The organism is Rufibacter hautae, assembly GCF_008271695.1.
In the GTDB taxonomy this organism is placed as follows: domain Bacteria; phylum Bacteroidota; class Bacteroidia; order Cytophagales; family Hymenobacteraceae; genus Nibribacter; species Nibribacter hautae.
In genome coordinates, this window is sequence record NZ_VKKY01000001.1 from 1,465,655 (window position 1) to 1,487,916 (window position 22,262).

Below are 22,262 nucleotides of genomic sequence, written 5' to 3' on the forward strand. Positions count from 1 at the left end.
CTTTTATATAAATCAATAGCTGTATGCTGCACCTCCAGAACTACATCAACGGTACCTTCGTCGCTCCGGTCTCGGGGGCGTTCCTGCCCAACATTAACCCGGCCACCGGCGAGGTGTATTCGCAAATCCCGGATTCTGATGAGCGCGATGTCCAGGCAGCCTTGGAAGCAGCACAGGCGGCATTCCCTGCCTGGTCTACCCTCTCCGCCGAGAAACGGGGCCGTTTTCTGATAAAGCTCTCCGAATTGATTGACCAGAACCTGGAGCACCTGGCCGAAGCCGAGACCACCGATAACGGCAAACCGCTCTCCCTCTCCAGAACCGTGGACATCCCGAGGGCCAGCAGCAACCTGTATTTCTTCGGGACGGGCGTGCAGCATTTTGCCTCGGAGGCCCACACCATGGAAGGCGTGGCCGTGAACTACACCGTGCGCAAACCGCTGGGCGTGGTGGCCTGTATTTCCCCGTGGAACCTTCCGCTTTACTTGTTCACCTGGAAGATTGCCCCGGCCCTGGCCGCCGGGAACTGCGTAGTGGCTAAACCCTCCGAGATCACGCCCTATACCGCCCATCTGCTAGCCGAGCTTTGCCTGGAAGCCGGACTTCCCGCTGGCGTACTGAACATCGTGCACGGCACCGGCCCTAAAGCAGGCGCCGCTATGTGCGAACATCCTGACGTAAAGGCCATTTCCTTTACCGGCGGCACCCAAACCGGCAAAACCATTGCCCGTATGGCGGCACCCATGTTCAAGAAACTTTCCCTGGAACTAGGCGGCAAGAACGCCACCGTCATCTTCGCGGATTGTGACTTTGAGAAAACGGTGAACACCGCAGTGCAGGCTGCCTTCGCGAACCAAGGTCAAATTTGTCTCTGCGGCTCGCGCATCTTAGTGGAGCGTCCGCTGTATGACCGTTTCAAGGCCGCTTTTCTGGAAAGAGCCAAAAACCTGACGGTAGGTGACCCAATAGAAGAAGGCTCCCGGATGGGTGCCCTCATATCGGAAGCGCATTTACAGAAAGTGCAGCAATACATCGCCCTGGCGCAAGAAGAAGGCGGCACCCTACTCACCGGCGGCGAACGCATGCAACTAGAGGGCCGCTGCGCGAACGGCTACTTTCTGCAGCCCACCGTCTTTGAAGGCCTTCCCCACACCTGTCGCACTAACACCGAGGAAATCTTCGGTCCGGTAGTCACGCTCCTGCCCTTTGACACTGAGGAAGAAGCCCTCACCTACGCCAACTACACCCAATACGGCCTCGCCGCCTCCGTCTGGACCCAGGACCTCACCCGAGCGCACCGCGTGGCGCATGCACTTCAATCCGGTATTGTGTGGGTGAATACGTGGCTTTTGCGGGATCTAAGAACCCCATTTGGTGGCACGAAGCAAAGCGGCGTGGGCCGGGAAGGCGGCTGGGAAGCGCTCCGCTTCTTCACCGAGCCACAGAATGTGTGCATCAAGCTTTAATGAATGATTGAGAGAATGAGAGATTGAGAGATTGAATGAATGCTTTCGTGCACCATTATTCTCTCATTCATTCAACCATTCAATCTCTCATTACCAATAAATGCCTACTTTTAAGGCTACGAACTTTCTAACAAACCCCATGAGACATACGATTAACCGCTGGGTTCTAGCGGCTTCTTGCCTGGTGCTGACTTTGAGCGCACAGGCCCAACAAAAACGCGACTTTGATTTAGACGACATCTTCCGGAAAGGCACCTTCCAAGCCCGCTCTGTCTATGGCGTGAACTGGATGCGGAACGGCCAGTTCTACTCTTCGCAGGTAGTCGACCAAAAGAACCAGGCTGTGGACGTGGTGCAGGTGGACGTGACTACCGGTCAGCCGGTGAGCACCATCATCGAGGGCGAAGACATCAAGGTGAACGGCAAGACGCTGGAGTACGATGATTACAGCTTCAGCAATGATGAAACTAAAATCCTGTTTGAAACCGAGCACGAGCCTATTTACCGACGCAGCAGCAAAGGCCATTTCTACGTGTATGATCGCGCCAGCAAAAAACTGCAGAAACTGAGCCAGGGCGGAAAGCAGTCTTACGCCACCTTCTCGCCGGATAACAAATATGTTGCCTTCGTGCGGGACAACAACCTGTTCTACGTAGACCTGGCCACCATGCAGGAGCGTCAGGTTACCAATGACGGCAAGTGGAACTTCATCATCAACGGCGGCACCGACTGGGTGTACGAAGAGGAATTCGGGTTTGCGCAGGCGTTTTTCTGGTCGCCGCAGGGAAACCAGATTGCGTTCTACAAGTTCGATGAGAGCCAAGTGCCCGAGTACAATATGCAGATGTGGGGACCATTGTATCCGCAGGACTACAAGTTCAAGTATCCGAAGGCCGGCGAGAAAAACGCCACCGTGGCCATCTACACCTTCGACCTGGGCTCCGGCAAAACAACCAAGATGGAAACCGGCGCTGAGGCCGACCAGTACATCCCGCGCATCAACTGGACCAACTCGCCTAATCTGTTGTCCATCCGGAGAATGAACCGTTTGCAGAACACGCTGGAGATCCTGCACGCTAACACGCAGACCGGCCAAAGCAAAGTGGTGCTGAAGGAGACCGATAAAGCCTACATCGACATCACCGATGATTTGACGTACCTGGCCAACGGCAAGCAGTTTGTGCACAGCTCAGAGAAAGACGGCTTCAACCACTTGTACCTCTATGACATGAACGGCAAACTGGTGCGCCAAATCACGAAGGGCAAGTGGGAGGTGAGCAGCTTCTACGGCGTGGACGAGAAGAACAACGTGGTGTACTTCACCTCCACCGAGGCATCGCCGCTGGAGCGCCATTTGTACAGCATCGGGTTGAACGGCAAGAACAAGAAGAGCCTCACACCGGCCAAAGGCACGCACACCATCAACCTGAGCCGCGATTTCAAATATTACCTGGATTACTTCTCCACCATCACCACTCCAACCGTGGTAAGCCTGCATACTTCAGACGGAAAGCAGATCAAGGTATTGGAGAGCAACGAGAATCTGAAGAACACACTGGCTACCTACAACATGCCGAAGCCCGAGTTTTTCCAGTTCAAGACCTCGGAGAACGTGACCCTAAACGGCTACACTATCAAACCCGCTGACTTCGACCCGAACAAAAAGTACCCGGTCTTGATGTTCCAGTACAGTGGTCCGGGCAGCCAGGAAGTGGTAGATAGCTGGAGAGGCCGCAATTACCTGTGGCATAGCTACCTCACCAAACAGGGGTACATTATTGCGGTGATTGATAACCGGGGAACCGGCGGACGCGGCGCAGATTTCAAGAAAATGACGTACGGCAACCTGGGCCACTATGAAGTGATGGACCAGATTGAAGGCGCGAAGCATTTGGGCAACCTGCCGTACGTAGATAGAAGCCGCATTGGCATCTGGGGCTGGAGCTTCGGGGGCTACATGAGCTCACTGGCCATCACCAAAGGCGCCGATGTGTTCAAAGCGGCCATCGCGGTGGCTCCGGTGATCAACTGGCGCTTCTATGACTCCATCTATACTGAGCGCTTTCTGAAATTACCACAGGACAACGCCAAAGGCTACGACGATAACTCGCCTATCACCCACGCGAACAAACTGCGCGGCAAGTACCTGCTCATCCACGGTACCGGCGATGACAACGTGCATTTCCAGAACTCCATCGAGATGACCAATGCTCTGGTGAAAGCCAACATCCCGTTTGAGAGCGCCTACTACCCTAACCGGAACCACGGCATCAGCGGCGGCAACACCAGCATCCACCTATTCACCAAAATGACCGAGTTCATCCAGCGTAACTTGTAGTCTGAACTTCAGATAAAAGCAAAAGGCTCCCGTTCTTGATCGAACGGGAGCCTTTTACTTTTAAAGCGTTATAGGCTTAGTTATTGAAAACTTGACCTAAAACTGAGTATGGCTAAGTAGAAAAAAGTAAACCTTTAAATTAACTGCAGATAAGAGAGTAGCTAATAGATCATAAACTTTTCGGGTAGCTTTTTATTAATAAATTTGAATAATTGGTCAGCTTGGTCTGATGCTCTCCAAACTCCTTTCAATCCCCACTGGGAAGCTTCCAATTTCTTTTTGTTGTATAGCAAAGAAACAGTAAAGCTTGCCCCATCCTGTATGTTTTCCCTAACTCCACCTTTATCTTCTACCTCATTATCCATATCTATAGTTGAGAGATAAGCATAAGTCAAGATATAGAGAGAGTCAATAGCACTATCTTCCAACTTTACTTTCAAAGTGTCTACAATCTCAGTTGTATTTTCATAATGATGTTTTAAAACATACAATGTGTTTTCATCCAAACGTCCATTGTTGATCTTGAACCGCTGCCGATCATAAACGGTAACATCAGTATTATACATAAATGCCTCAAACTTTGTAGTAAGGCCAAATGTCTTAATCTCTAATCCATATTCTTTAGATTTCACCTTCTCTGGATGCTGACAAGATATGAATGACAGCAATGCTGCAAAGGACAACAAGTAAAGGCTTGATTTTCTATGCATGTCTCACTCAACCTCTTATTTTCCTTGATAGCTGGCGCGTTGCAGGCGATCGTTGATGGCGAGGCCCAGGCCATGTTCCGGCATCGGTTCTGCGAGGATCAGATCAATGGGTTGGGCATCCAGGGTACGGAGCGCGGAGAAAAGGCTTCGGGCGGCTTCGCTTAAATCGCCGGAGGCGGAGAGTTGGATTTGCTGTTCACGTGGAACCTCAGGAAATATCTCCTGAAGGGAAATAACCCCCACGCGGGCGGGATCTGTTTTGAGCAGGTTTTCGGAAATATCGCCTAAAAGCACCTTTTTGCGGGGCGAATAGTGGCTGCTGAGCATGCCGGGCGCGGCGGGGTTGGAGGACGAGGTTTTGATTTTGGCTTTGGAGACGTGCACCACTTCCTCCAGTTCTTCCACAGCCAGTCCGCCTAAGCGCAGCACTTCCACTTCGTTGCCATTCAGTCTTATGATAGTAGACTCAATGCCTACGTCACAGGCGCCGCCGTCCAGAATGTAGGGGATGCGGTCACCAAGTTGGTCCTGCACGTGCTGGGCGGTGGTGGGGCTCACGTACCCGAACGGATTGGCACTGGGCGCGGCCACCGGGAAAGGCAACTGCCGGAGCAGATCCAGGGTGAGCGGATGGTTGGGAATGCGGACGCCCACGGAATCATGGCCCGAGGTCACCAGCAGCGGGATGTGCTTGGCTTTCGGCAAGATTAAGGTTAGAGGGCCTGGCCAGAAACGCTCGGCTAATGTATAGGCAACATCTGGCACCTCACGGGCAATGTTGCTGACCTCAGAAACGGAGTGCGTGTGGACAATGAGCGGATCGAAGGCAGGCCGGTTCTTGGCTTCAAAAATCTTCACCACCGCCTTTTCGTCATAAGCGTTTGCCGCCAGTCCGTAAACGGTTTCGGTGGGAATCGCGACCAGGTCGCCTTGGGTTAGAACGGTTATTGCGCGCTGTAAATCAGTGCCGATGTCTGCCATAGTGCTATGATAATCCTGCAAAGCTACTACGATGTTCTCTGATTTACAGCCGGGAAATCGGTTTTAAGTTTGTATTAAGAAAACCAGGCTTAAAACAGAATGCCCCGCTTTACAGGCGGGGCGTTCTGTTTTAGTAGAATATCTTACTTCTTAAACCGATACTTTCTGGTAAAGCTTGGCCAGAGTAGCTACGGCATAATCAATCTCCTCGGCGGTGTTGTACTTGCTGAACGAGAAGCGCACATTGCCCCGCTCCATATCTGAGTTAATGGCGCGCAGCACGTGAGAACCTAAATCTACGCCGCTGGTGCAGGCGCTTCCGCCCGAGGCCGAGATTTTGTTGATATCTAGGTTGAAGAGGAGCATCTCGTTCATCTCAGACACCGGCAGGCTCACGTTCAGTACGGTATAAAGGCTTTTGTCACCCTCGGCAGAAAGGCCATTGAACTGCACGTCTTCAATCTGCTCGCGCAGCTTCACAATCATGCGGTCTTTCAGGCTTTGGATATGCCGCTGGTGCTCGTCCATGTCGCGGTACGCAATCTCCAGGGCTTTCGCCAACCCGATGATCCCGTACACGTTCTCGGTGCCGCCGCGCATGTTTCGCTCCTGCGATCCGCCTTGAATCAAAGGATGGATTTTCACCCCTGAGTCCACATAGATGAAACCTACGCCTTTAGGCCCGTGGAACTTGTGGCCTGATCCTACCAGGAAGTTTAAGCCAAGGGCCTGCACATCGTGACGGTAATGGCCCATGGTCTGCACCGTGTCTGAGTGGAAGATGGCATCGTACCTCTTGCAGATCTCGGCAATGGCTTGGATGTCGTTCAGGTTCCCGATCTCGTTGTTGGCGTGCATCACTGACACCAGCGTGCGCGGCTGCGAGGCGAGGGTTTGCTCCAGATGCTCCAGATCCAGCACACCGTTGTTGTCTACCCTCAGCATGGTCAGCTCCACCTCGCCGGTTTTCTCCAGCGCCTCCAGCGAGTGCAACACCGCGTGGTGCTCCAAAGGCGAAGAAATGGCGTGTTTGATTCCCAGGCTGCGGACGGAACAGATAATGGCCAAGTTATCGGCCTCAGTACCTCCGGAAGTAAAGAAAATCTCAGACGGCGATGCGTTGATCAAACCGGCTACTGTCTTTCGGGCGCCTTCAATGGCCGCCCGCACCTGCCTCCCATGTGCGTGTATAGAGGATGGATTTCCGTAGTGCTCCAGCATGAAGGGAGCCATTACATCAAAAACTTCTTTGTCTATGGGCGTGGTAGCCGCATTGTCTAGATATACACGCATGAGGAAACTTACTTTTTACAACAACAACAGGTGAAACAGGTCCGGTTCATAGGAAGCCTTCTTAGAAAGAATTTAAAGCTTTGTATTTTTACCTAACTACGACTTAACGGTGATAATCTCTTTGATATCGCCAATGATTTTGTTGGCCAGGTGGTCGGCGGTGGAGAGGCTGTCAGACTCGGCGTAAATCCGGATGATCGGCTCTGTGTTGGATTTCCGCAGGTGCACCCACTCTTTGTTGAACTCAATCTTGACGCCGTCAATGGTGTTGATGGGCTGCTTGGCATAATGCTTCTGCACTTTGGCCAGCACCGCGTCTACATCAATGTCTTTGGTGAGCTCAATCTTGTTTTTGGAGATATAGTAATTAGGGTAGGTAGCCCGCATCTGGGTCATGGTTAAGCCGGTTTTGGCCAAATGGCTCAAAAACAAGGCGATTCCCACTAAGGCGTCGCGGCCGTAATGCAGCTCTGGGTAGATGATACCCCCATTGCCCTCCCCGCCGATGATGGCGTTCTGGGCTTTCATCATGTTCACTACGTTTACCTCCCCCACAGCGGCGGCGAAGTACTGGCCACCGGCTTTCTCGGTGACATCGCGCAGGGCGCGGGTAGAAGACAAGTTGGAGACCGTGTTTCCGACCTGATTTTGCAAAACGTAGTCAGAAACGGCTACCAGGGTGTATTCTTCGCCAAACATGCTGCCGTCTTCGTTCACCAAGGCCAAGCGGTCCACATCTGGGTCCACTACAATGCCTAGGTCAAACTTGCCTTTCTCCATCACGCGCGCAATCTCGCCCAGGTTCTCGGGGAGCGGCTCTGGGTTGTGGGCGAAATGGCCGGTTGGCTCGCAGTTCAATTTCTCTATTCGTTCCACACCCAAGGCTTCTAGCAGCATAGGCACGGCAAACCCACCACTGGAGTTTACGGCATCTACCACTACCCTGAAGTTCTTGGCTTTAATGGCCTCTACGTCTACCAACGGCAGATCAAGAATGGCCTTGATATGTTTTTTCAGGAATTTATCGCTCTGGGTGTATTTTCCCAGCTTGGTCACCTCGGCAAACTGGAAAGACTCCTGCTCGGCTATTTCCAAGACTAGTTTCCCTTCGGCATCGTTGATGAACTCGCCGTGCTGGTTCAACAGCTTCAGTGCGTTCCACTGTTTGGGGTTGTGGCTGGCCGTTAGGATGATTCCCCCGCCCGCTTTCTTGGCCGGAACTGCCATCTCCACGGTGGGCGTGGTAGAAAGGCCTAAATCTATGACGTTGATGCCCAAGCCTTGCAGCGTAGCCGCTACCAGACGGTTCACCATCTCACCGGACAGACGGGCATCACGGCCAAGCACGATAGTATCGTTGTTGGTGGTTTGCAGTACCCAGGTACCAAATGCCGCCGCGAATTTCACTACATCAACCGGTGTAAGGGCGTCCCCTACTTCTCCCCCAATTGTACCTCTTATTCCTGAAATTGATTTTATAAGTGCCACTGATTCCAAATTTTGAACACGCAAAAGTAGTAAAATAGAAATGATTCAACACAAGGAATGGTGACAAAGGTACCAGCCTACCAGCACGGATGGCGCTTACCATTATCTTTTCTGCGTGTCAATGGCGGGCAACAAAGACCTTAATTAAGGTACTCAGCAAGAGACAAAACCGGCAGATTGGGTGACTATTGCGTCTAAATACAGAAAGGGCTCTCAGCAATGGTTTATACGTTTTAGGTCTTATTTTCCAGAATAAGGCGCAAAACCCTTGGCAAAGCACTATAATTTGCATTGAAGCCAGTATCTTTTGAGAGAAGACAGCGTTTTAGTGCAAATTCTAAAAACCTAACTTGGATTTAGGCGTTCTCTCAAATACACCTGCTTTTAGGGCATTTGGCGGCGATAAACGCCTTTGAACAACGCCCAAAGAAAAAACTTCAACTTTTTTCTACTCCGGTTATGGAATCTTTGTGAAGCATGCATCATGGTAGAAAATAAATCGTTCTTGCCCGGGACCAGGTCTTGGAGAGAACGTAACCTGTTTCAAGGCTAGATCTTAAAATTCGGCCTTAAAACAAGTTAAGTTGATTCACCCTCACCGGTAAAGTTTATGGTTTGTTGTGTTATTGTTTCATTAAGAAAACCCGCATAGCTCATGAATTGTTAACAATACGTTTATCTTTGTTAAATGGAAACCCCGGTAGTACCCGCTTACCCCCGCCAAGCCCAGTTAGACGCCTTTAACCGCCTGCTGGATATTTTAGATGATCTGCGAGAAAAATGCCCCTGGGACAGGAAGCAAACCATGGAAAGCCTTCGGCACCTCACCATTGAGGAAACCTACGAGCTCTCTGAGGCCATTCTCACCCAAGACCTCCCGGAGATCAAGAAAGAGTTAGGCGATGTACTGCTACACCTGGTTTTCTATGCGAAGATTGCTTCTGAAAAAGGCGCCTTCGACATCGCGGCGGTGCTCAATGCCCAATGCGACAAGTTGGTTTTCCGGCACCCACATATCTACGGAGACACCAAGGCAGACACAGAGGAAGAGGTAAAGAAGAACTGGGAGAGTTTGAAACTGAAAGAGGGCAATAAATCCGTTTTAGCCGGCGTTCCTTCCTCGCTTCCGTCCATGGTGAAAGCCATGCGCATCCAGGAGAAGGCCCGCGGCGTTGGATTTGATTGGGATGAACCCTCTAAAGTTTGGGAGAAGGTAGAGGAAGAGTTGGCCGAGTTCAAGACTGAGTTTGACAAACCCCAACTCAGCGAAGAAGACAAGGCCAAAGCCACCGATGAACTGGGTGACGTCTTTTTTTCTTTGATCAACTTCGCCCGTTTCCTGGACCTTAACCCTGAAGAAGCCTTGGCCAAAACCAACCAGAAGTTCATTCACCGGTTCCAGTACCTTGAGAAAGCGGCCGCATCGCAGGGGAAAAAACTAAGCGAAATGACCCTGGCAGAAATGGATGTCTTTTGGAACGAAGCAAAAACAAAAAGCCAGCCATAAGGATAAACCAAATTCTTAAAAATACCTTAAATAGATTGTACTTTTGCAATAAATTTTCCGGTATTATTTGATAAATTGCGTTTAAATCCCTAGGCTTGTATTTAGGTTGCTCCCAAACAGAAGTAACTCTCTCGCTGATTTAGCAGTTAAAAGGGAATTATTAACGTATAAAGAGCATTAAACTTTTTAACAACCAATTCATTATCAACAACTAACACAGTAACACAAACAACTAAACCTAAATTTTTAGAAACAATGGAAAAAAAGAGTGCACCTGCAACTGCAAAACCAGTACAACAAGAAGGCAAAGCAGGCTCAATGTTCGCAAGCATCGTAATTCCGGTAGCCATCATCGCTGCTGTTTGTATTTATCTGTTTATCCTTGGTAACGGAGCTAACTTTGAAGGCGGCGACAACGCCAATCACCCACTTCCAGGCAACATGCTGGGCCAGGTGTACAAAGGTGGTTTCATCGTACCAATCCTGATCGCGATTAACATTCTGGTAATCACTTTCTCAATTGAACGTTTCTTGACCATCAACAAAGCAAAAGGTGGTAAAGGTCTTGAGTCTTTCGTGAGAAGCGTGCGTCAGAAAATGAACGCCAACGATATCAATGGCGCTATCGCTATCTGTGATCAACAGAAAGGTTCAGTAGGAAACGTGGTGAAAGCCGGTTTGCTGAAATACCAAGAAATGCACAACGAGCACGGTATGACCAAGGATCAGCGTATCCTGGCTATCCAGAAGGAGATTGAAGAAGCTACTGCGCTTGAGTTGCCTATCCTGGAGAAAAACCTGGTTATCATCTCCACTATCGCCTCTATCTCTACCCTGGTAGGTCTGATTGGAACGGTATTGGGTATGATTAAAGCGTTCGCGGCTCTTGCAACTGCAAGTGGTGCACCAGACGCTACCCAGCTGGCAAACGGTATCTCTGAGGCCTTGATCAACACAGCCCTTGGTATCACTGGTTCTGCTATCGCCATCGTTGCTTACAACTTCTTCACCAGCAAAATTGATGAGTTGACCTACAGCATTGATGAGGCTTCTTACAGCATTATCCAGACGTATGCTGCGCAGCACACTGAAAACAACAGAATCTAATTAGAACTTCTCGCTTAGAAGGAAAAAATGCCTAAAGTAAAAGTACATAGAACCTCTCCATCCCTGGACATGACTCCAATGGTGGACTTGGCATTCCTTCTGGTAACGTTCTTCATGCTTATTTCGAAGTTCGCACCAGAGGAAGCGCTGGTAGTGGATACGCCTTCTGCGACAACAGAAATCAAAGCCCCGGATGCCAACGTGATTACCATCAGTATTGGTACCGATGAGCGGGTTTTCTTTGGAGTAGATGACAAAAACACTAAACTGAGACTGATAGATAAAATAAGTGAGAAATACGGAGTAGGCTTCACGCAACCAGAGAAAGAGGTTTTTGCTTCTCTGGCTTCCTTTGGAGTTCCTATTTCCCAACTTAAATCCTATTTGGCTCTGAAACCCGAAGATCAGAAAAAGGTAAACCAGCCAGGTATTCCTATTGATTCTACCAGAAATGAGTTAGGTGACTGGGTTCAATTGGCCCGTTACTCTAATCCCCAGTCTATTGTAGCCATCAAAGGAGACCAAAAAGCAGGCTACCCAGTTGCTGGTCGTGTGATTGAGATCTTGCAGGAGAAGAACGTGAACCGTTTCAACCTTGTAACAGATATGGAAGTTAAACCTGTTATCAAATAACGAAAGGGAAACGACATGGCAGAAATACAACAGTCCGGCGGCGACGAAGGCGGTAAAAAACGGGCCAAGAAAGGCTCTACCAAGGTGGACATGACCCCCATGGTAGACTTAGGCTTCCTGTTGCTTACATTCTTCGTAATGACCACTACGCTGGCCAAGCCGCAGATCATGGAGATCAACATGCCGGTGAAACCCAAGGACAGACAAGAGCAGAATGAGTTGAAAGCGTCTAACGCCTTTACCGTTCTTCTTGGCGGAGACAATAGAATTTTCTATTACCGCGGTCTTCACCAGCCAAACATGAACATCATCCCACAAGTGGAGGAGAGCAACTGGTCTGGTAAAGGAATCAGACAAGTAGTTCTGGATGCAACCCGCGCCAATCCAAACCTGGTAGTACTTATCAAGGCTGATGAGACTTCTTCTTACAAGAACCTGGTAGATATCTTGGATGAGATGAGTATCACCAACACGCAGAAGTACGCCGTAGTGGAATTGGATAACGCAGATGCTACTTTGCTTAGAACCGCAGAGAAAGGAGGAGGAGCGCAATAATGGATAACCAACGATTAGCAACCGCCTCTCTTGATGATATGGTCTTTGAAGGCCGTAACAAAGAGTATGGTGCCTACATGCTTCGTAAGCTTTACACGAAGCACGTAAACAGGGCAATTGTCATCGCAATCATTCTCTTCGTGCTCTTTTTGAGTATTCCTTTGATACAGTCAATGTTCAAAGACGAAGATGCAGTGACTGCAGCTCCGGTAGTGAAAGTAGTGGACTTAGCTGCGCCACCTTCCGTTGAGAAGGTAGTGCCACCGCCACCGCCACCACCAGATGCCCCACCACCTCCACCACCCGTACGTTCTACCGTTAAGTTTACACCTCCGGTTGTAAAGAAAGACGAAGAAGTACAGAAAGAGGAGATTCCGGATGTAAAAGAGCTCCAGAAGACAGACGCTGGTACTGAAACCGTAAAAGGTGACCCAACTGCGCCGCCAACCCTTGAAGGGATTGAGAACGGTACAGGTCCAACTGGTCCGGTACAGGAAGTCTTTGAAGACAAGGTTTACATTGCGGTAGAGAAAATGCCTGAGTTCCCAGGCGGGATGGCAGCCATGATGAAATACATGGGTGAGAAATTCCGTATTCCATCAGCCGCTCAGCGTGCTGGTGCAGAAGGTAACGTGGTACTCTCTTTCGTAGTAGGCCCAACCGGGGAAATCACCAACATTGAAGTTCTAAAAGGCCTTGGTTATGGTCTGGATGAAGAAGCCGTACGCGTAATCAAGGGGATGCCTAAGTGGAGCCCAGGTGAGCAGAACGGTCGTAAAGTGTCTGTAAAATATACAGTTCCTTACCGCATCGTGATCAAGTAACCAAAACCTTCACTGGTACTCTACAAAAAAAGCTCCGGAGACAGACCTTCTTTCAAGAATGGTTTTGTCTTCGGAGTTCTTTTTTACCACATACCCTCAGATTCACGTATTATACTTGTCAGAAGCATAAAAGCAGCACCATGAATTATTCCAGAAGACCCCAGCGAGAAGACCGGGAAAGCGCCTACGGAGGCATCATGAAATATGTGTCCCTGCTTATGGTGGTTCTATACTTTGGCTTCGGCTTATACGTTCTATTCTCTAGCGAACGGCAAATCCCCTTTCCAAGAGAGTATAAATATATGTTGGGAGGGCTCCTCCTTTTCTATGGTTTGATTAGATTTGTGAGAGCGTACCAACAGTACTTCAAAAAAACCAGACGAAATGAACAAGATTAATCTTTTCACTTTTCTATTCACTGCAGGTGTGGCATTTGCTACTTTCTCGTGCGGTCAGTCTGGGAGTAAGAATACAGACACCCCTACCTCTGGAAGTATCAAGATAAGTGCAGATGAATCCTACGCCCCTATTGTTGATTCCCAGATCCAGACCTTTCAGGGGTTGTACAAATACGCCAAGGTCCAAGCTGTGTATAAGCCGGAGGCCCAGGTAGTGCATGACCTCCTTACGGATACCATCAGGTTCGCCATCATGGCCCGTCCGCTCAACGACCGGGAAAAGGCAGAGTTTGAGAAACTCAAGCTCACCCCCCGGATGAACAAGATAGCGGTAGACGGGATAGCGCTTATCATCAACAAGGAAAACACAGACACCACCCTTACCCTCCAACAGATAAGAAGCATCTTCACGGGTAAGACCACCTCTTGGAGCCAACTGGACCCTACGGCGAAGGATGGCAAAATCACCATCGTGTTTGATAACAGTAACTCTAGCACGGCCCGCTTCATTCTTGACTCCATCAACCAGAAGCAGCCGCTACCCCCTAATACCTACGCATCTACCTCTAATTCAAACTTGGTAGACTATGTAGCACAGAACAGAAATGCCATAGGCGTGATAGGCGTGAACTGGATCAGTGACCGCCGCGACAGCACCGCCATTTCTTTTCTTAATAAAGTGAATGTAGTGGGGATTAGCAGAAGCGACAATCCCACTTCTGTGGATGATTTCATCCAACCCTATCAAGGATATTTGGCCCAAGGAACTTATCCACTACGCAGAGAGGTTTTTATCATAAGCAAGGAGGCCCGCGCTGGACTTGGCACAGGTTTTGCATCCTTCATTTCAGGAGATAAAGGCCAAAGAATAATTTTGAAATCGGGCTTAGTACCGGCCTCTATGCCAGTTCGGATAGTAGGGTTTAGACAGTAATTTTAACCAGAGTTTCACTAACACTAACAACCAAGACAAATGATTAAGAACTGGAAGACGTATGGAGTTTTAGCGGCCGCTTTCTTTACTGCCGCTGGAGCCTCAGCACATAATGGGCTGCGTTCTGGTAAGATTGAACAACAACTAACATCAATACAATCCCCCCAGGATCAATTGGTATTCGCTTCTTATGCTGTACAAGATAATTCTGCCGCCGGCTTGGTGAAACAAGGCAGAGCAGCTCTTGAGCAGAACAAATTAGCAGAAGCGCAGCAGTTTTTTGACAAAGCGTTGGCGTTAAGCAAATCAAAAGACAACAACGTCAAAATCATGATTGGCGAGGCGTATGTATCGTCAGGCGTGAAGGATTTGTCTCCGGCAATCAAACTTCTGGAGGAAGCTACCAGCAAAGACACCAAAAACGCTAATGCGTTTGTGTTGCTGGGCGATGCTTACCTGCACAATAAAACCGTAGATGGTGGTAGAGCGATGGCCAGCTATGACAAAGCTTTGGCTGCCGACGGCAAATTCGCAAAAGCCCATTTACGCAAAGGACAGTTGTACGTACAGTCCCGCAACTTTACTCAGGCAAAAGAGGCTTTGGACGCTGCCGTAGCTGCGGATCCAAACTACGCCCCTACTTACCTGGAATTGGCTGAACTGTACTACCGCGCGGAGCAATATCCTAAAAGTTCTGAGTACATCAAGAAGTACGTGTCAATGGCAGAGAATACGCCAGAGACCCGCGCCAAGTATGCCTCTATCCTCTATCTGACGAAGGATTATACCAACGCCATGACAGAGATCCAATCTGTTCTGAAGAGTGATCCTAACAACATTGCCATGAACCGTTTGTTGGCATACAACTACTATGACACCAAGCAGTATGACAAAGCGTTAGAGGCCATTACCGCTTACTTCAATAAGTATGATGAGGCCAAGCGTATTCCTTCTGACTACGAGTACTATGCCAACATTCTGGTAGAGAACAAGAAACCTCAGGAGGCGGTTGCAGTTATTGAGCAAGGGAAAAAACTTGACCCTAAGAACCCGCTTTATGATGATCTTCTGGCCAAACAATACCTAAGCCTTAAGAACTACCCAAAAGCGATTGAGTCTTACAAAGCGAAGTTCGCGACTACGCCTCCCAACAACACCGATCTGTTCTACTATGGTTATGCCCATGAGTTGAACGATGACTTCAAAACCGCGGATAGTGTGTACACCATCATCACCACAAAGAACCCTACTTATGCGTACGGTCACTTCTGGAGAGCGCGTGTCAACTACAGCTTAGACCCTGAAACAAAAGCAGGCTTAGCCAAACCGCACTATGAGGAGTTCATCAAGTTGACTTCCGGCGATAAAGAGAAGTACAAGAAAGACCTGATCACTGCTAACAACTATCTTGGTTACTATTATTATCTGAAAAAAGATAAAGCGAATGCGACCAAGCACTGGCAAGAAGTGAAGGCCTTGGATCCGGCAAACGCAGATGCCACCAACGGTCTGAATGGTCTTAAGGCTATGAAGTAATCTTCTTCAACAGCATAAAAAAAGCGCCTCTTTTGCGAGAGGCGCTTTTTTTATGCTGTTACTTTTGGTTGGAAGAAGAATGTTACCATCTATAGGTAGTTCACCTACATCACTAATTATAATGGAAATATATCTAAGCTTATCCTCTGATTGTTTTGTTTTAAGCTCAAGAACAAAGCTTAGTAAGAACATAAAAGCAAATACACTTACATCTGAAATGGTTTTCGGCCTGTTTTATGAAAATAAACATGGAAGTAGCTTACCATTAATGCGGAACGATACTTATCAACTTGCTTTATTTACAATGAGCAAATGAGTGCTTCAAATACTTCTTCACAGAGGACTAAGGACATCTAATTGATAACCCAGAAATCAAGAAGGTCAATCGAAGTTCATGTGAATGTATTTTTTTCAAAGCAGTTAGAGAGCTACATACTACCTAAATAAAAAATCAGCCTGCACCATTTTAAGCCTTCTTTCCTAAAAATTACTCAAAAACATCCTTCTAAGTTAAGAGCAGGCATTCTAGGGAATGATCAACTTGAACACGCTCATAATACCTTTATAAGCTTCCGAAGAAACAGCTAGCGCCTAACTCAGATCAGAATAAGATATTATCAACTCTGGATACGGTTCTGAAGCACCTGCCCGTATTGTCTCCATTTCTCCAAGGCGGCCACAAAGTCTGTGGGTAATTCAGATTCGAAGAACACGATTTTCTGGGTTGTAGGGTGGGTAAAACCTAGCGATTTGGCATGTAGGGCTTGTCTGGGTAGCAAGTCGAAGGTATTCTGCACAAAGGCCTTGTACGAGCCCGTTTGCTGCCCTTTCAGTATCTTATCTCCGCCATAGGTGGCATCATTGAACAACGGGTGCCCCAGGTACTTCATATGTGCCCTAATCTGGTGGGTGCGACCGGTCTCCAGATTGCATTTGATGAGACTGCAGTACGTAAAGCTCTCCAAGACCTCATAATGAGTAATAGCTGGCTTTCCGAAATCACCTTCGGGGTACACCGCCATCACTTTCCGGTCTTTTATGCTGCGTCCTATGTGCCCTACAATGGTACCTTTCGCCTGTGCAGGAACGCCCCAGACAATGGCATAATAGGTTCTCTCAATAGTATGGTCAAAGAACTGTTTGGCCAGGTACGTCATAGCGAACTCTGACTTAGCAATCACCAGTAAGCCGGAGGTATCTTTATCGATTCGGTGCACCAGGCCGGGCCTGATCTCCCCGTTTCTGGAAGTGGGTAGGTTCTGCAGGTAATACACCAAGCCGTTCACCAAGGTACCAGACCAATTATTATACGCGGGGTGCACCACCATGCCGGCAGGCTTGTTGATCATCATCAGTTCCTCATCTTCATACACAATGTTGAGCGGGATATTCTCCGGCACTACATCCGTGTCTCGTGGAGGGTTGGCTAGGGTGACGGTAATCACATCCAAGGGCTTGACTTTGTAGCTGGCCTTGGTGGGTTTTCCGTTCACGCGCACAGACTCCGCTTTGATGGCATCCTGCAGTTTGTTGCGGGTCACGTTGGGCAAGCGGTCCATCAGGAATTTGTCTACCCTTAGCAGCGCCTGGCCTTTGTCTATCTGTATGCGATGGTGCTCATATAACTCATCAGAATCGGCGGAGGCCAAGTCATCAATTTCGTCTTCTGGGGCGTCAGGTAATTCCATGCGTTTTAAGCCTGTTTTCTAAAATATAGCACAAAAATAAAGAGCCGGTAACGAAAATCGTCACCGGCTCTTGAGTATTAGAAGGGATTAACCTTATTTTTTCTTTTTAACAGGAGTTGAGTTAGTCACAGCTGGCTTAGGAGCAGTAGCACCTGGGGTTGCCGCAGAAGCTGCAGGAGAACCTTTAGGAGCTGGCGTTACACCAAGATCTTTCAGTACCAGGTCAGTGAAGCTGTTTCCATCTTCTGGGCCATATAACAAAGCCTCGGCAGTAAAGATGTGAGTATAACCGTTCTCTTTGGCCACTTTGTCAATTGCCTTCTGGATTTTGTTCATCACTGGCTCTAAAGCAGCTTGCTCTTTTTTCTGCAAAGAAGCATCAGCATTGCGCTGGAACTCTTCAATAGAGGCCTGCAGAGTAGTCAACTCTTTTTCTCTGTCTGCTCTTACCACATCGGTCATAGTAGGGGCACCTTTTTTATAAACCTCTACTTTCTCTTGGTAAGACTTATACTTGTTCTGAAGTTCTTTCTCCAACTGGCTGCTGTGGGCTTTCAGATCAGACTCAATCTGGCGGCTTTCAGGCAACTGGCTGATGATGTAGTTAGCATTGGTATAGCCAATTTTAACTGTTCCTGTCTGTGCAAAGGAAGCCACACTTACCAATAGAAAAGCGGCTACTAACAGAGATTTCAATTTGTTCATTGTAAGTTACTTAGTTTGTTTAATTGTTTTTCTTTTTAACCGGGGTTGTTTTGCGGGTAGGTGCCGCTCTCTTGTTTGTTGGATTCTCCGAGGTTTCAGTAGCTGCAGGCAATGGAGGCACATCGGCCGGATCATCTTTCAAAGCATCTGCTGGGCGGGCACCGGCGGTATTCTGTTCTTTAGATGCCAAACCTAGTTCCTCCAACACAAACTCTGTGTAATCATGCCGAGGGTCTGTGTACAGCATCACCACATCGCCAGATTTGTCAAACATGAAGTTGAGGCCACGTTGCCTCACAATTTTCTCCACGGCTTCAAACAACTGGTCCTGCGCTGGTTTAATCAGTTCTTGGCGTCTTTTGAACAAAGAGCCCTCAAAGCCGAACATCTTCCGTTGAAATTCCCGCAGTTCTGTTTCCTTGCGGTTTAGCTCTTCCTGCCGCTTCACTTTCATGTCGGGCGTTAACAGAATCTCCTCAGCTTGATAACTCTTTTGGAGCTTTTCAAGTTCCGCCCGCATGCCCTCTATTTCCTTTTGCCAAGACTGAGAGAGTTTTTCTACCTCAGCCTGTGCGTTGGCATAAGCGGGCATTTTCTGCAAGATAAAACCAGAATCAATATAGCCAAAGCGCTGTGCATTTACCTCCTTCCCGAAGAGAAGAAACAAACCCAATACCAAAAAGCACTTTAACTTCTTCATCACTTCTACCTTAACAAATTCTGTTCCAATTATCTAATTTGCTGACCAATGATGAAGTGGAACTGACCTCCGTTAGCACCTGGACGCCCTGGTACCGTGTCAAGTCCCCATCCGTAGTCAAAGCCCAGCAAACCAAAGGCGGCCATGAACACCCTGGCTCCTACCCCCACAGAACGATACAGTTTGAAAGGATCGTATTCACGGTAAGTACCAAAGTTATTACCCGCTTCGGCAAAACCAAGGACAAACACGGTAGCCGCAGGGTTCAAAGAAACCGGGTAGCGCAATTCAGCCACGTATTTGTTGAAGGCGATACCACCGGCCGCGTTAGGCGTGATGCTCTCATCCTCGTAACCTCTCAAGCCAATGTAGTCTGTGGCCACGATGAACGAGCCACCCCCTAAACCAGAACCACCCAACTTGAAGCGCTCAAATGGCCCGATAACTCCTTTGGAACCGTAGGTCCCGATGAAACCAAAGTGAGCGCGTGTATTCAACACCAACTTACCATCACCGCTCAGTGAATGGAACCAAGACGCATCAAACATCCACTTGTGGAACTCAATCCACTGGAAGTTATTCACGCTGCCCTTAAACAAAGAGTAGGGTGGCGTAAACGTCACGTTCAGTCCAATAGAAGAACCAGAACGGGTATAAGTCGGGTTGTCAATACTTGAGCGGGCAAAAGACGTGATAAACGAAATGTTGTTCGCATCCGTGATCTGGTCTGCCTCGGCGTACCCCCTGAAGATGGTAGAACCGTTGCTCATATTGTACCTGAAGTAAGAAATTGAATTACTTAAGGTAAAATAGTCATCTGGCCACCGCAATCTTCTCCCCAGGTTCACACTTGCCCCTGAAATATCAATGAAGGCTTCCTGTACCTGGCTAAACTCATCTTGTTGGTTATATCTTTGAATAGACTTGCTCAAACTTACGGTCAAAGAGTTTGGACGGCGTCCGCCTAACCAAGGCTCGGTGAAGGAAAGTGAGTAAGACTGGTAACGCTTACCATTGGCCTGGATGTTCAAAGCCAGACGCTGTCCGTCTCCGGATGGTACTGGTCTCCACTGTTTCCAGTCTGTCGCTTTCCGCAAGGAGAAGTTGTTCAAGACCAAGCCTACGGTGCCTACCGCACCAAGGCCACCACCCCAACCACCAGACAAAGTAATCTGGTCATTAGGTCGTTCCTCAACCGTGTACCGGATATCTACCGTTCCGTTCTCAGGGTTTGGAACTGGCTCCATCCCGATTTTTTCAGGGTCAAAGTAACCTAAATTGGAAAGTTCACGCTGCGAACGGATCAAAGCCGATCTGCTGAAGTTCTGGCCTGGCAACGTGCGCAACTCCCGAAGAATCACGTGATCACTGGTTTTTGTATTACCGGTTACAGAAATGCTGTTGATTGTAGCTTGAGAACCTTCGCTCAACCGCATCTCAATGTCAATAGAATCACCTTCAACGGCAACTTCTACCGGTTCAATCTGGAAGAACAGGTAACCGTCATCCATGTATAAAGAGGTGATATCATTCCCGTTAGGGTTATAGTTCAGACGCTTATCCAGTTCTTCTCTGTTGTAGACATCGCCTTTGTTCAAGCCCAGTACCCTGGCCAGCATAGCATCGTCGTAAAGGTAGTTACCGCTCCAGCTAATGTTGCGGTAGTAGTACCTACGGCCCTCATCCACTACAATCTTGATCCCGATGCGGTCATCACTTATCTTGTAGATAGAATCAGAAATGATGGCAGCATCACGGAAACCTTCTGAGTTATAGAAATCAAGCAGGAGTTTCTTATCTGCCTCGTACTCGGTTTTGTTGAATTTGGCACCGGTGAAAACCTTGTAGAACTTCTTCTCCTTGGTCTTCTTCAGCTTACGCTTTAATTGGGTTTCACTGAATACTTCATCACTATCGCTCCAAATTCCGGAGATGAAACCTCCAAACCCTTCTTTCCTACTCTCACCGGTAGCGGCATTAATTCTTTCAATATCCAGTTCCCCAATACGGACCTTCTCTCCTTTATCAACCTTTATCTCCAGCGCCACGCTATTAGCAATCACTGAATCTGGGGTTTGCCTGATGACAACTTGGGCATTCAGATACCCTTTATCCTGGAAGAATTTCTGTACTGTGGTACGGGTAGAGTTCAACAGTGCGTCTGTCACTACCCTTCCTTTATTCAAGGATATTGATTTCTGCAGATCTTCAGCCTGTGACTTAGAAGCTCCAGAGAAATCAAAACGGGATAAGCGTGGGCGCTCAGTCAGGAAGAAATCAAGGAAAATATTGTCTCCCTCAATTTTGGTGGCACGCACATCTACCCCACCCAAGATCCCTTGGTCCCATAGTTTTTGAATGGCTCTGCTGATTGCATCGCCTGGCACATCTATCTCATCCCCTATTCTTAACCCTGTAAGAGAAATCAACGTACTAGGATCAAGGAATTTGGCACCACTCACCGTGATACCGCCAATCTTGTATTTACGGGGATTTGCGTAATCAATGGTAGCGGCACTGGTGCTGCCAACCCCTAGTCTGATCTGCGCATTAGCAGTTACACCAGACATCACTAAAAGGCATAACAGCCAAAAATACTTACTCATTAAGAATGTGCTTTTTGTAATTGTTCGCTTGTTTTGCCAAAACGACGTTCGCGTTGCTGGAAGGCAAGTATGGCTTCATAAAGATGCTCTTTCCTGAAATCTGGCCAGAGAAGATCTGTGATATACAATTCTGTGTAAGCCAGCTGCCAAAGCAAAAAGTTACTGATTCTCTGCTCTCCACTGGTTCTGATTAGAAGCTCAGGGTCTGGCATGCCTGCCGTATTCAGATAATCTTGCACCATGCGCTCATTGATAGCCTCTGGTTCTAATTCTCCTGCTTTTACCAACGAAGCCATCTTTTGCATGGCATTCACCAACTCCCAGCGACCACTATAGCTCAAAGCCAAGACTAAGGTCATTCGGGTATTTTGGCTGGTTATTTGGATCGCCTCTTCCAGTTGCTTGCGGCAGGCCTGGGGCAATGCCGCCAGATCTCCAATAGACTGCAGCCGGATATTGTTTTTGTTCAAGGTCTCGGTTTCCTTGCGGATGGTGCTCACCAACAATTGCATCAAGGCCTCTACTTCGTATTTAGGCCTTGACCAGTTCTCTGTAGAGAAAGCGTAGAGCGTTAAATAGTGAACCCCCAGTTCCGCCGCCGCCTCTACCGTTTCGCGCACGGCAGTAATGGCATTCTGATGGCCAAAAATTCTAAGGTTCCCCTTTTTCTTTGCCCATCTACCGTTTCCATCCATGATAACGGCAATATGTTGGGGCAAATTGCCTATGTCTATCTTTTCCTTCAGGCTCATTAAAAAGAAATTTCAATGCAATTTAGGAAAAGCTTATCACT

General features: G+C 48.3%; 19 protein-coding genes. 9 read left to right on the forward strand and 10 right to left on the reverse strand.

Going from position 1 to position 22,262, the window contains the following annotated elements; all coding sequences use genetic code 11:
* Positions 1-23 precede the first annotated feature (23 nt).
* Positions 24-1,466 carry an aldehyde dehydrogenase gene (locus FOA19_RS05575; RefSeq protein ID WP_149089773.1) on the forward strand — a complete coding sequence of 481 codons (1,443 nt, stop codon included), beginning with the start codon at positions 24-26 and terminating at the stop codon, positions 1,464-1,466.
* A 139-nt stretch (positions 1,467-1,605) separates the two neighbouring features.
* The gene (locus tag FOA19_RS05580; RefSeq protein ID WP_149089774.1) at positions 1,606-3,804 is read left to right on the forward strand and encodes a S9 family peptidase; all 2,199 of its coding nucleotides are present in this window, start codon (positions 1,606-1,608) and stop codon (positions 3,802-3,804) included.
* Positions 3,805-3,965: 161 nt separating this feature from the next.
* Here the strand turns inward: FOA19_RS05580 and FOA19_RS05585 are convergent, their stop codons facing one another.
* The 4 genes from FOA19_RS05585 to glmM form a co-directional block, all read right to left on the reverse strand.
* Positions 3,966-4,436 (reverse strand): hypothetical protein, encoded by a 471-nt coding sequence (locus FOA19_RS05585; protein ID WP_149089775.1) that lies wholly within the window; start codon positions 4,434-4,436, stop codon positions 3,966-3,968.
* Positions 4,437-4,529: 93 nt separating this feature from the next.
* Positions 4,530-5,495: an L-threonylcarbamoyladenylate synthase gene (locus FOA19_RS05590; RefSeq protein WP_149089776.1), complete on the reverse strand. Its 966-nt coding sequence runs from the start codon at positions 5,493-5,495 to the stop codon at positions 4,530-4,532.
* 150 nt (positions 5,496-5,645) lie between these two features.
* The gene (locus tag FOA19_RS05595) at positions 5,646-6,788 is read right to left on the reverse strand and encodes a cysteine desulfurase family protein (protein WP_149089777.1); all 1,143 of its coding nucleotides are present in this window, start codon (positions 6,786-6,788) and stop codon (positions 5,646-5,648) included.
* 96 nt (positions 6,789-6,884) lie between these two features.
* Entirely contained in the window at positions 6,885-8,276 is a 1,392-nt protein-coding gene (glmM, locus tag FOA19_RS05600) for a phosphoglucosamine mutase (RefSeq protein WP_149089778.1), read from the reverse strand.
* Positions 8,277-8,964: 688 nt separating this feature from the next.
* Here glmM and mazG point away from each other — a divergent pair.
* Positions 8,965-9,783, forward strand: coding sequence for a nucleoside triphosphate pyrophosphohydrolase (gene mazG, locus FOA19_RS05605; RefSeq protein ID WP_149089779.1), 819 nt, complete (start codon positions 8,965-8,967; stop codon positions 9,781-9,783).
* A gap of 146 nt (positions 9,784-9,929) precedes the next feature.
* Here the strand turns inward: mazG and FOA19_RS23280 are convergent, their stop codons facing one another.
* Entirely contained in the window at positions 9,930-10,115 is a 186-nt protein-coding gene (locus FOA19_RS23280; protein ID WP_190300340.1) for a hypothetical protein, read from the reverse strand.
* Here FOA19_RS23280 and FOA19_RS05610 point away from each other — a divergent pair.
* The 6 genes from FOA19_RS05610 (at position 10,039) to FOA19_RS05635 (ending at position 15,770) form a co-directional block, all read left to right on the forward strand.
* Complete coding sequence (locus FOA19_RS05610) at positions 10,039-10,890, forward strand: MotA/TolQ/ExbB proton channel family protein (RefSeq protein ID WP_149089780.1); 852 nt, start codon at positions 10,039-10,041, stop codon at positions 10,888-10,890. The two genes, FOA19_RS23280 and FOA19_RS05610, sit on opposite strands and share 77 nt — an antisense overlap.
* Before the next feature lie 27 nt (positions 10,891-10,917).
* Positions 10,918-11,523 (forward strand): ExbD/TolR family protein, encoded by a 606-nt coding sequence (locus tag FOA19_RS05615; protein ID WP_149089781.1) that lies wholly within the window; start codon positions 10,918-10,920, stop codon positions 11,521-11,523.
* Between the two features lie 15 nt (positions 11,524-11,538).
* Positions 11,539-12,078: an ExbD/TolR family protein gene (locus FOA19_RS05620; protein ID WP_149089782.1), complete on the forward strand. Its 540-nt coding sequence runs from the start codon at positions 11,539-11,541 to the stop codon at positions 12,076-12,078.
* The gene (locus tag FOA19_RS05625) at positions 12,078-12,902 is read left to right on the forward strand and encodes an energy transducer TonB (protein ID WP_149089783.1); all 825 of its coding nucleotides are present in this window, start codon (positions 12,078-12,080) and stop codon (positions 12,900-12,902) included. The genes FOA19_RS05620 and FOA19_RS05625 overlap by 1 nt, the downstream gene beginning before the upstream one ends.
* A gap of 384 nt (positions 12,903-13,286) precedes the next feature.
* Complete coding sequence (locus FOA19_RS05630; RefSeq protein ID WP_149089784.1) at positions 13,287-14,234, forward strand: PstS family phosphate ABC transporter substrate-binding protein; 948 nt, start codon at positions 13,287-13,289, stop codon at positions 14,232-14,234.
* 222 nt (positions 14,235-14,456) lie between these two features.
* Positions 14,457-15,770 carry a tetratricopeptide repeat protein gene (locus tag FOA19_RS05635; RefSeq protein WP_190300291.1) on the forward strand — a complete coding sequence of 438 codons (1,314 nt, stop codon included), beginning with the start codon at positions 14,457-14,459 and terminating at the stop codon, positions 15,768-15,770.
* Between the two features lie 617 nt (positions 15,771-16,387).
* On the opposite strand, the gene FOA19_RS05640 is transcribed toward FOA19_RS05635, so the two are convergent.
* The 5 genes from FOA19_RS05640 to FOA19_RS05660 form a co-directional block, all read right to left on the reverse strand.
* Positions 16,388-17,458, reverse strand: a complete 1,071-nt coding sequence (locus FOA19_RS05640) for an RluA family pseudouridine synthase (protein ID WP_149089786.1) — start codon at positions 17,456-17,458, stop codon at positions 16,388-16,390.
* 93 nt (positions 17,459-17,551) lie between these two features.
* Positions 17,552-18,163 carry an OmpH family outer membrane protein gene (locus FOA19_RS05645; RefSeq protein ID WP_149089787.1) on the reverse strand — a complete coding sequence of 204 codons (612 nt, stop codon included), beginning with the start codon at positions 18,161-18,163 and terminating at the stop codon, positions 17,552-17,554.
* A gap of 19 nt (positions 18,164-18,182) precedes the next feature.
* A complete protein-coding gene (locus FOA19_RS05650) occupies positions 18,183-18,863 on the reverse strand; it encodes an OmpH family outer membrane protein (protein WP_149089788.1) in 681 nt (226 codons plus the stop codon).
* 29 nt (positions 18,864-18,892) lie between these two features.
* Complete coding sequence (locus FOA19_RS05655) at positions 18,893-21,469, reverse strand: BamA/OMP85 family outer membrane protein (protein WP_149089789.1); 2,577 nt, start codon at positions 21,467-21,469, stop codon at positions 18,893-18,895.
* The gene (locus FOA19_RS05660; protein WP_149090497.1) at positions 21,469-22,215 is read right to left on the reverse strand and encodes an isoprenyl transferase; all 747 of its coding nucleotides are present in this window, start codon (positions 22,213-22,215) and stop codon (positions 21,469-21,471) included. The genes FOA19_RS05655 and FOA19_RS05660 overlap by 1 nt, the downstream gene beginning before the upstream one ends.
* Between the last annotated feature and the right edge of the window lie 47 nt (positions 22,216-22,262).

Excerpts from the sequence above, each read along its gene's own strand:
- FOA19_RS05630 (WP_149089784.1), top strand. The coding sequence starts at position 13,287 with ATGAACAAGATTAATCTTTTCACTTTTCTATTCACTGCAGGTGTGGCA.
- FOA19_RS05645 (WP_149089787.1), bottom strand. The coding sequence starts at position 18,163 with ATGAACAAATTGAAATCTCTGTTAGTAGCCGCTTTTCTATTGGTAAGT.
- FOA19_RS05595 (WP_149089777.1), bottom strand. The coding sequence starts at position 6,788 with ATGCGTGTATATCTAGACAATGCGGCTACCACGCCCATAGACAAAGAA.
- mazG (WP_149089779.1), top strand. The coding sequence starts at position 8,965 with ATGGAAACCCCGGTAGTACCCGCTTACCCCCGCCAAGCCCAGTTAGAC.
- FOA19_RS05620 (WP_149089782.1), top strand. The coding sequence starts at position 11,539 with ATGGCAGAAATACAACAGTCCGGCGGCGACGAAGGCGGTAAAAAACGG.
- FOA19_RS05650 (WP_149089788.1), bottom strand. The coding sequence starts at position 18,863 with ATGAAGAAGTTAAAGTGCTTTTTGGTATTGGGTTTGTTTCTTCTCTTC.
- FOA19_RS05580 (WP_149089774.1), top strand. The coding sequence starts at position 1,606 with ATGAGACATACGATTAACCGCTGGGTTCTAGCGGCTTCTTGCCTGGTG.
- FOA19_RS05590 (WP_149089776.1), bottom strand. The coding sequence starts at position 5,495 with ATGGCAGACATCGGCACTGATTTACAGCGCGCAATAACCGTTCTAACC.
- FOA19_RS05640 (WP_149089786.1), bottom strand. The coding sequence starts at position 17,458 with ATGGAATTACCTGACGCCCCAGAAGACGAAATTGATGACTTGGCCTCC.
- FOA19_RS05610 (WP_149089780.1), top strand. The coding sequence starts at position 10,039 with ATGGAAAAAAAGAGTGCACCTGCAACTGCAAAACCAGTACAACAAGAA.
- FOA19_RS05655 (WP_149089789.1), bottom strand. The coding sequence starts at position 21,469 with ATGAGTAAGTATTTTTGGCTGTTATGCCTTTTAGTGATGTCTGGTGTA.
- FOA19_RS23280 (WP_190300340.1), bottom strand. The coding sequence starts at position 10,115 with ATGCTTGCGAACATTGAGCCTGCTTTGCCTTCTTGTTGTACTGGTTTT.
- FOA19_RS05615 (WP_149089781.1), top strand. The coding sequence starts at position 10,918 with ATGCCTAAAGTAAAAGTACATAGAACCTCTCCATCCCTGGACATGACT.
- FOA19_RS05575 (WP_149089773.1), top strand. The coding sequence starts at position 24 with ATGCTGCACCTCCAGAACTACATCAACGGTACCTTCGTCGCTCCGGTC.
- FOA19_RS05625 (WP_149089783.1), top strand. The coding sequence starts at position 12,078 with ATGGATAACCAACGATTAGCAACCGCCTCTCTTGATGATATGGTCTTT.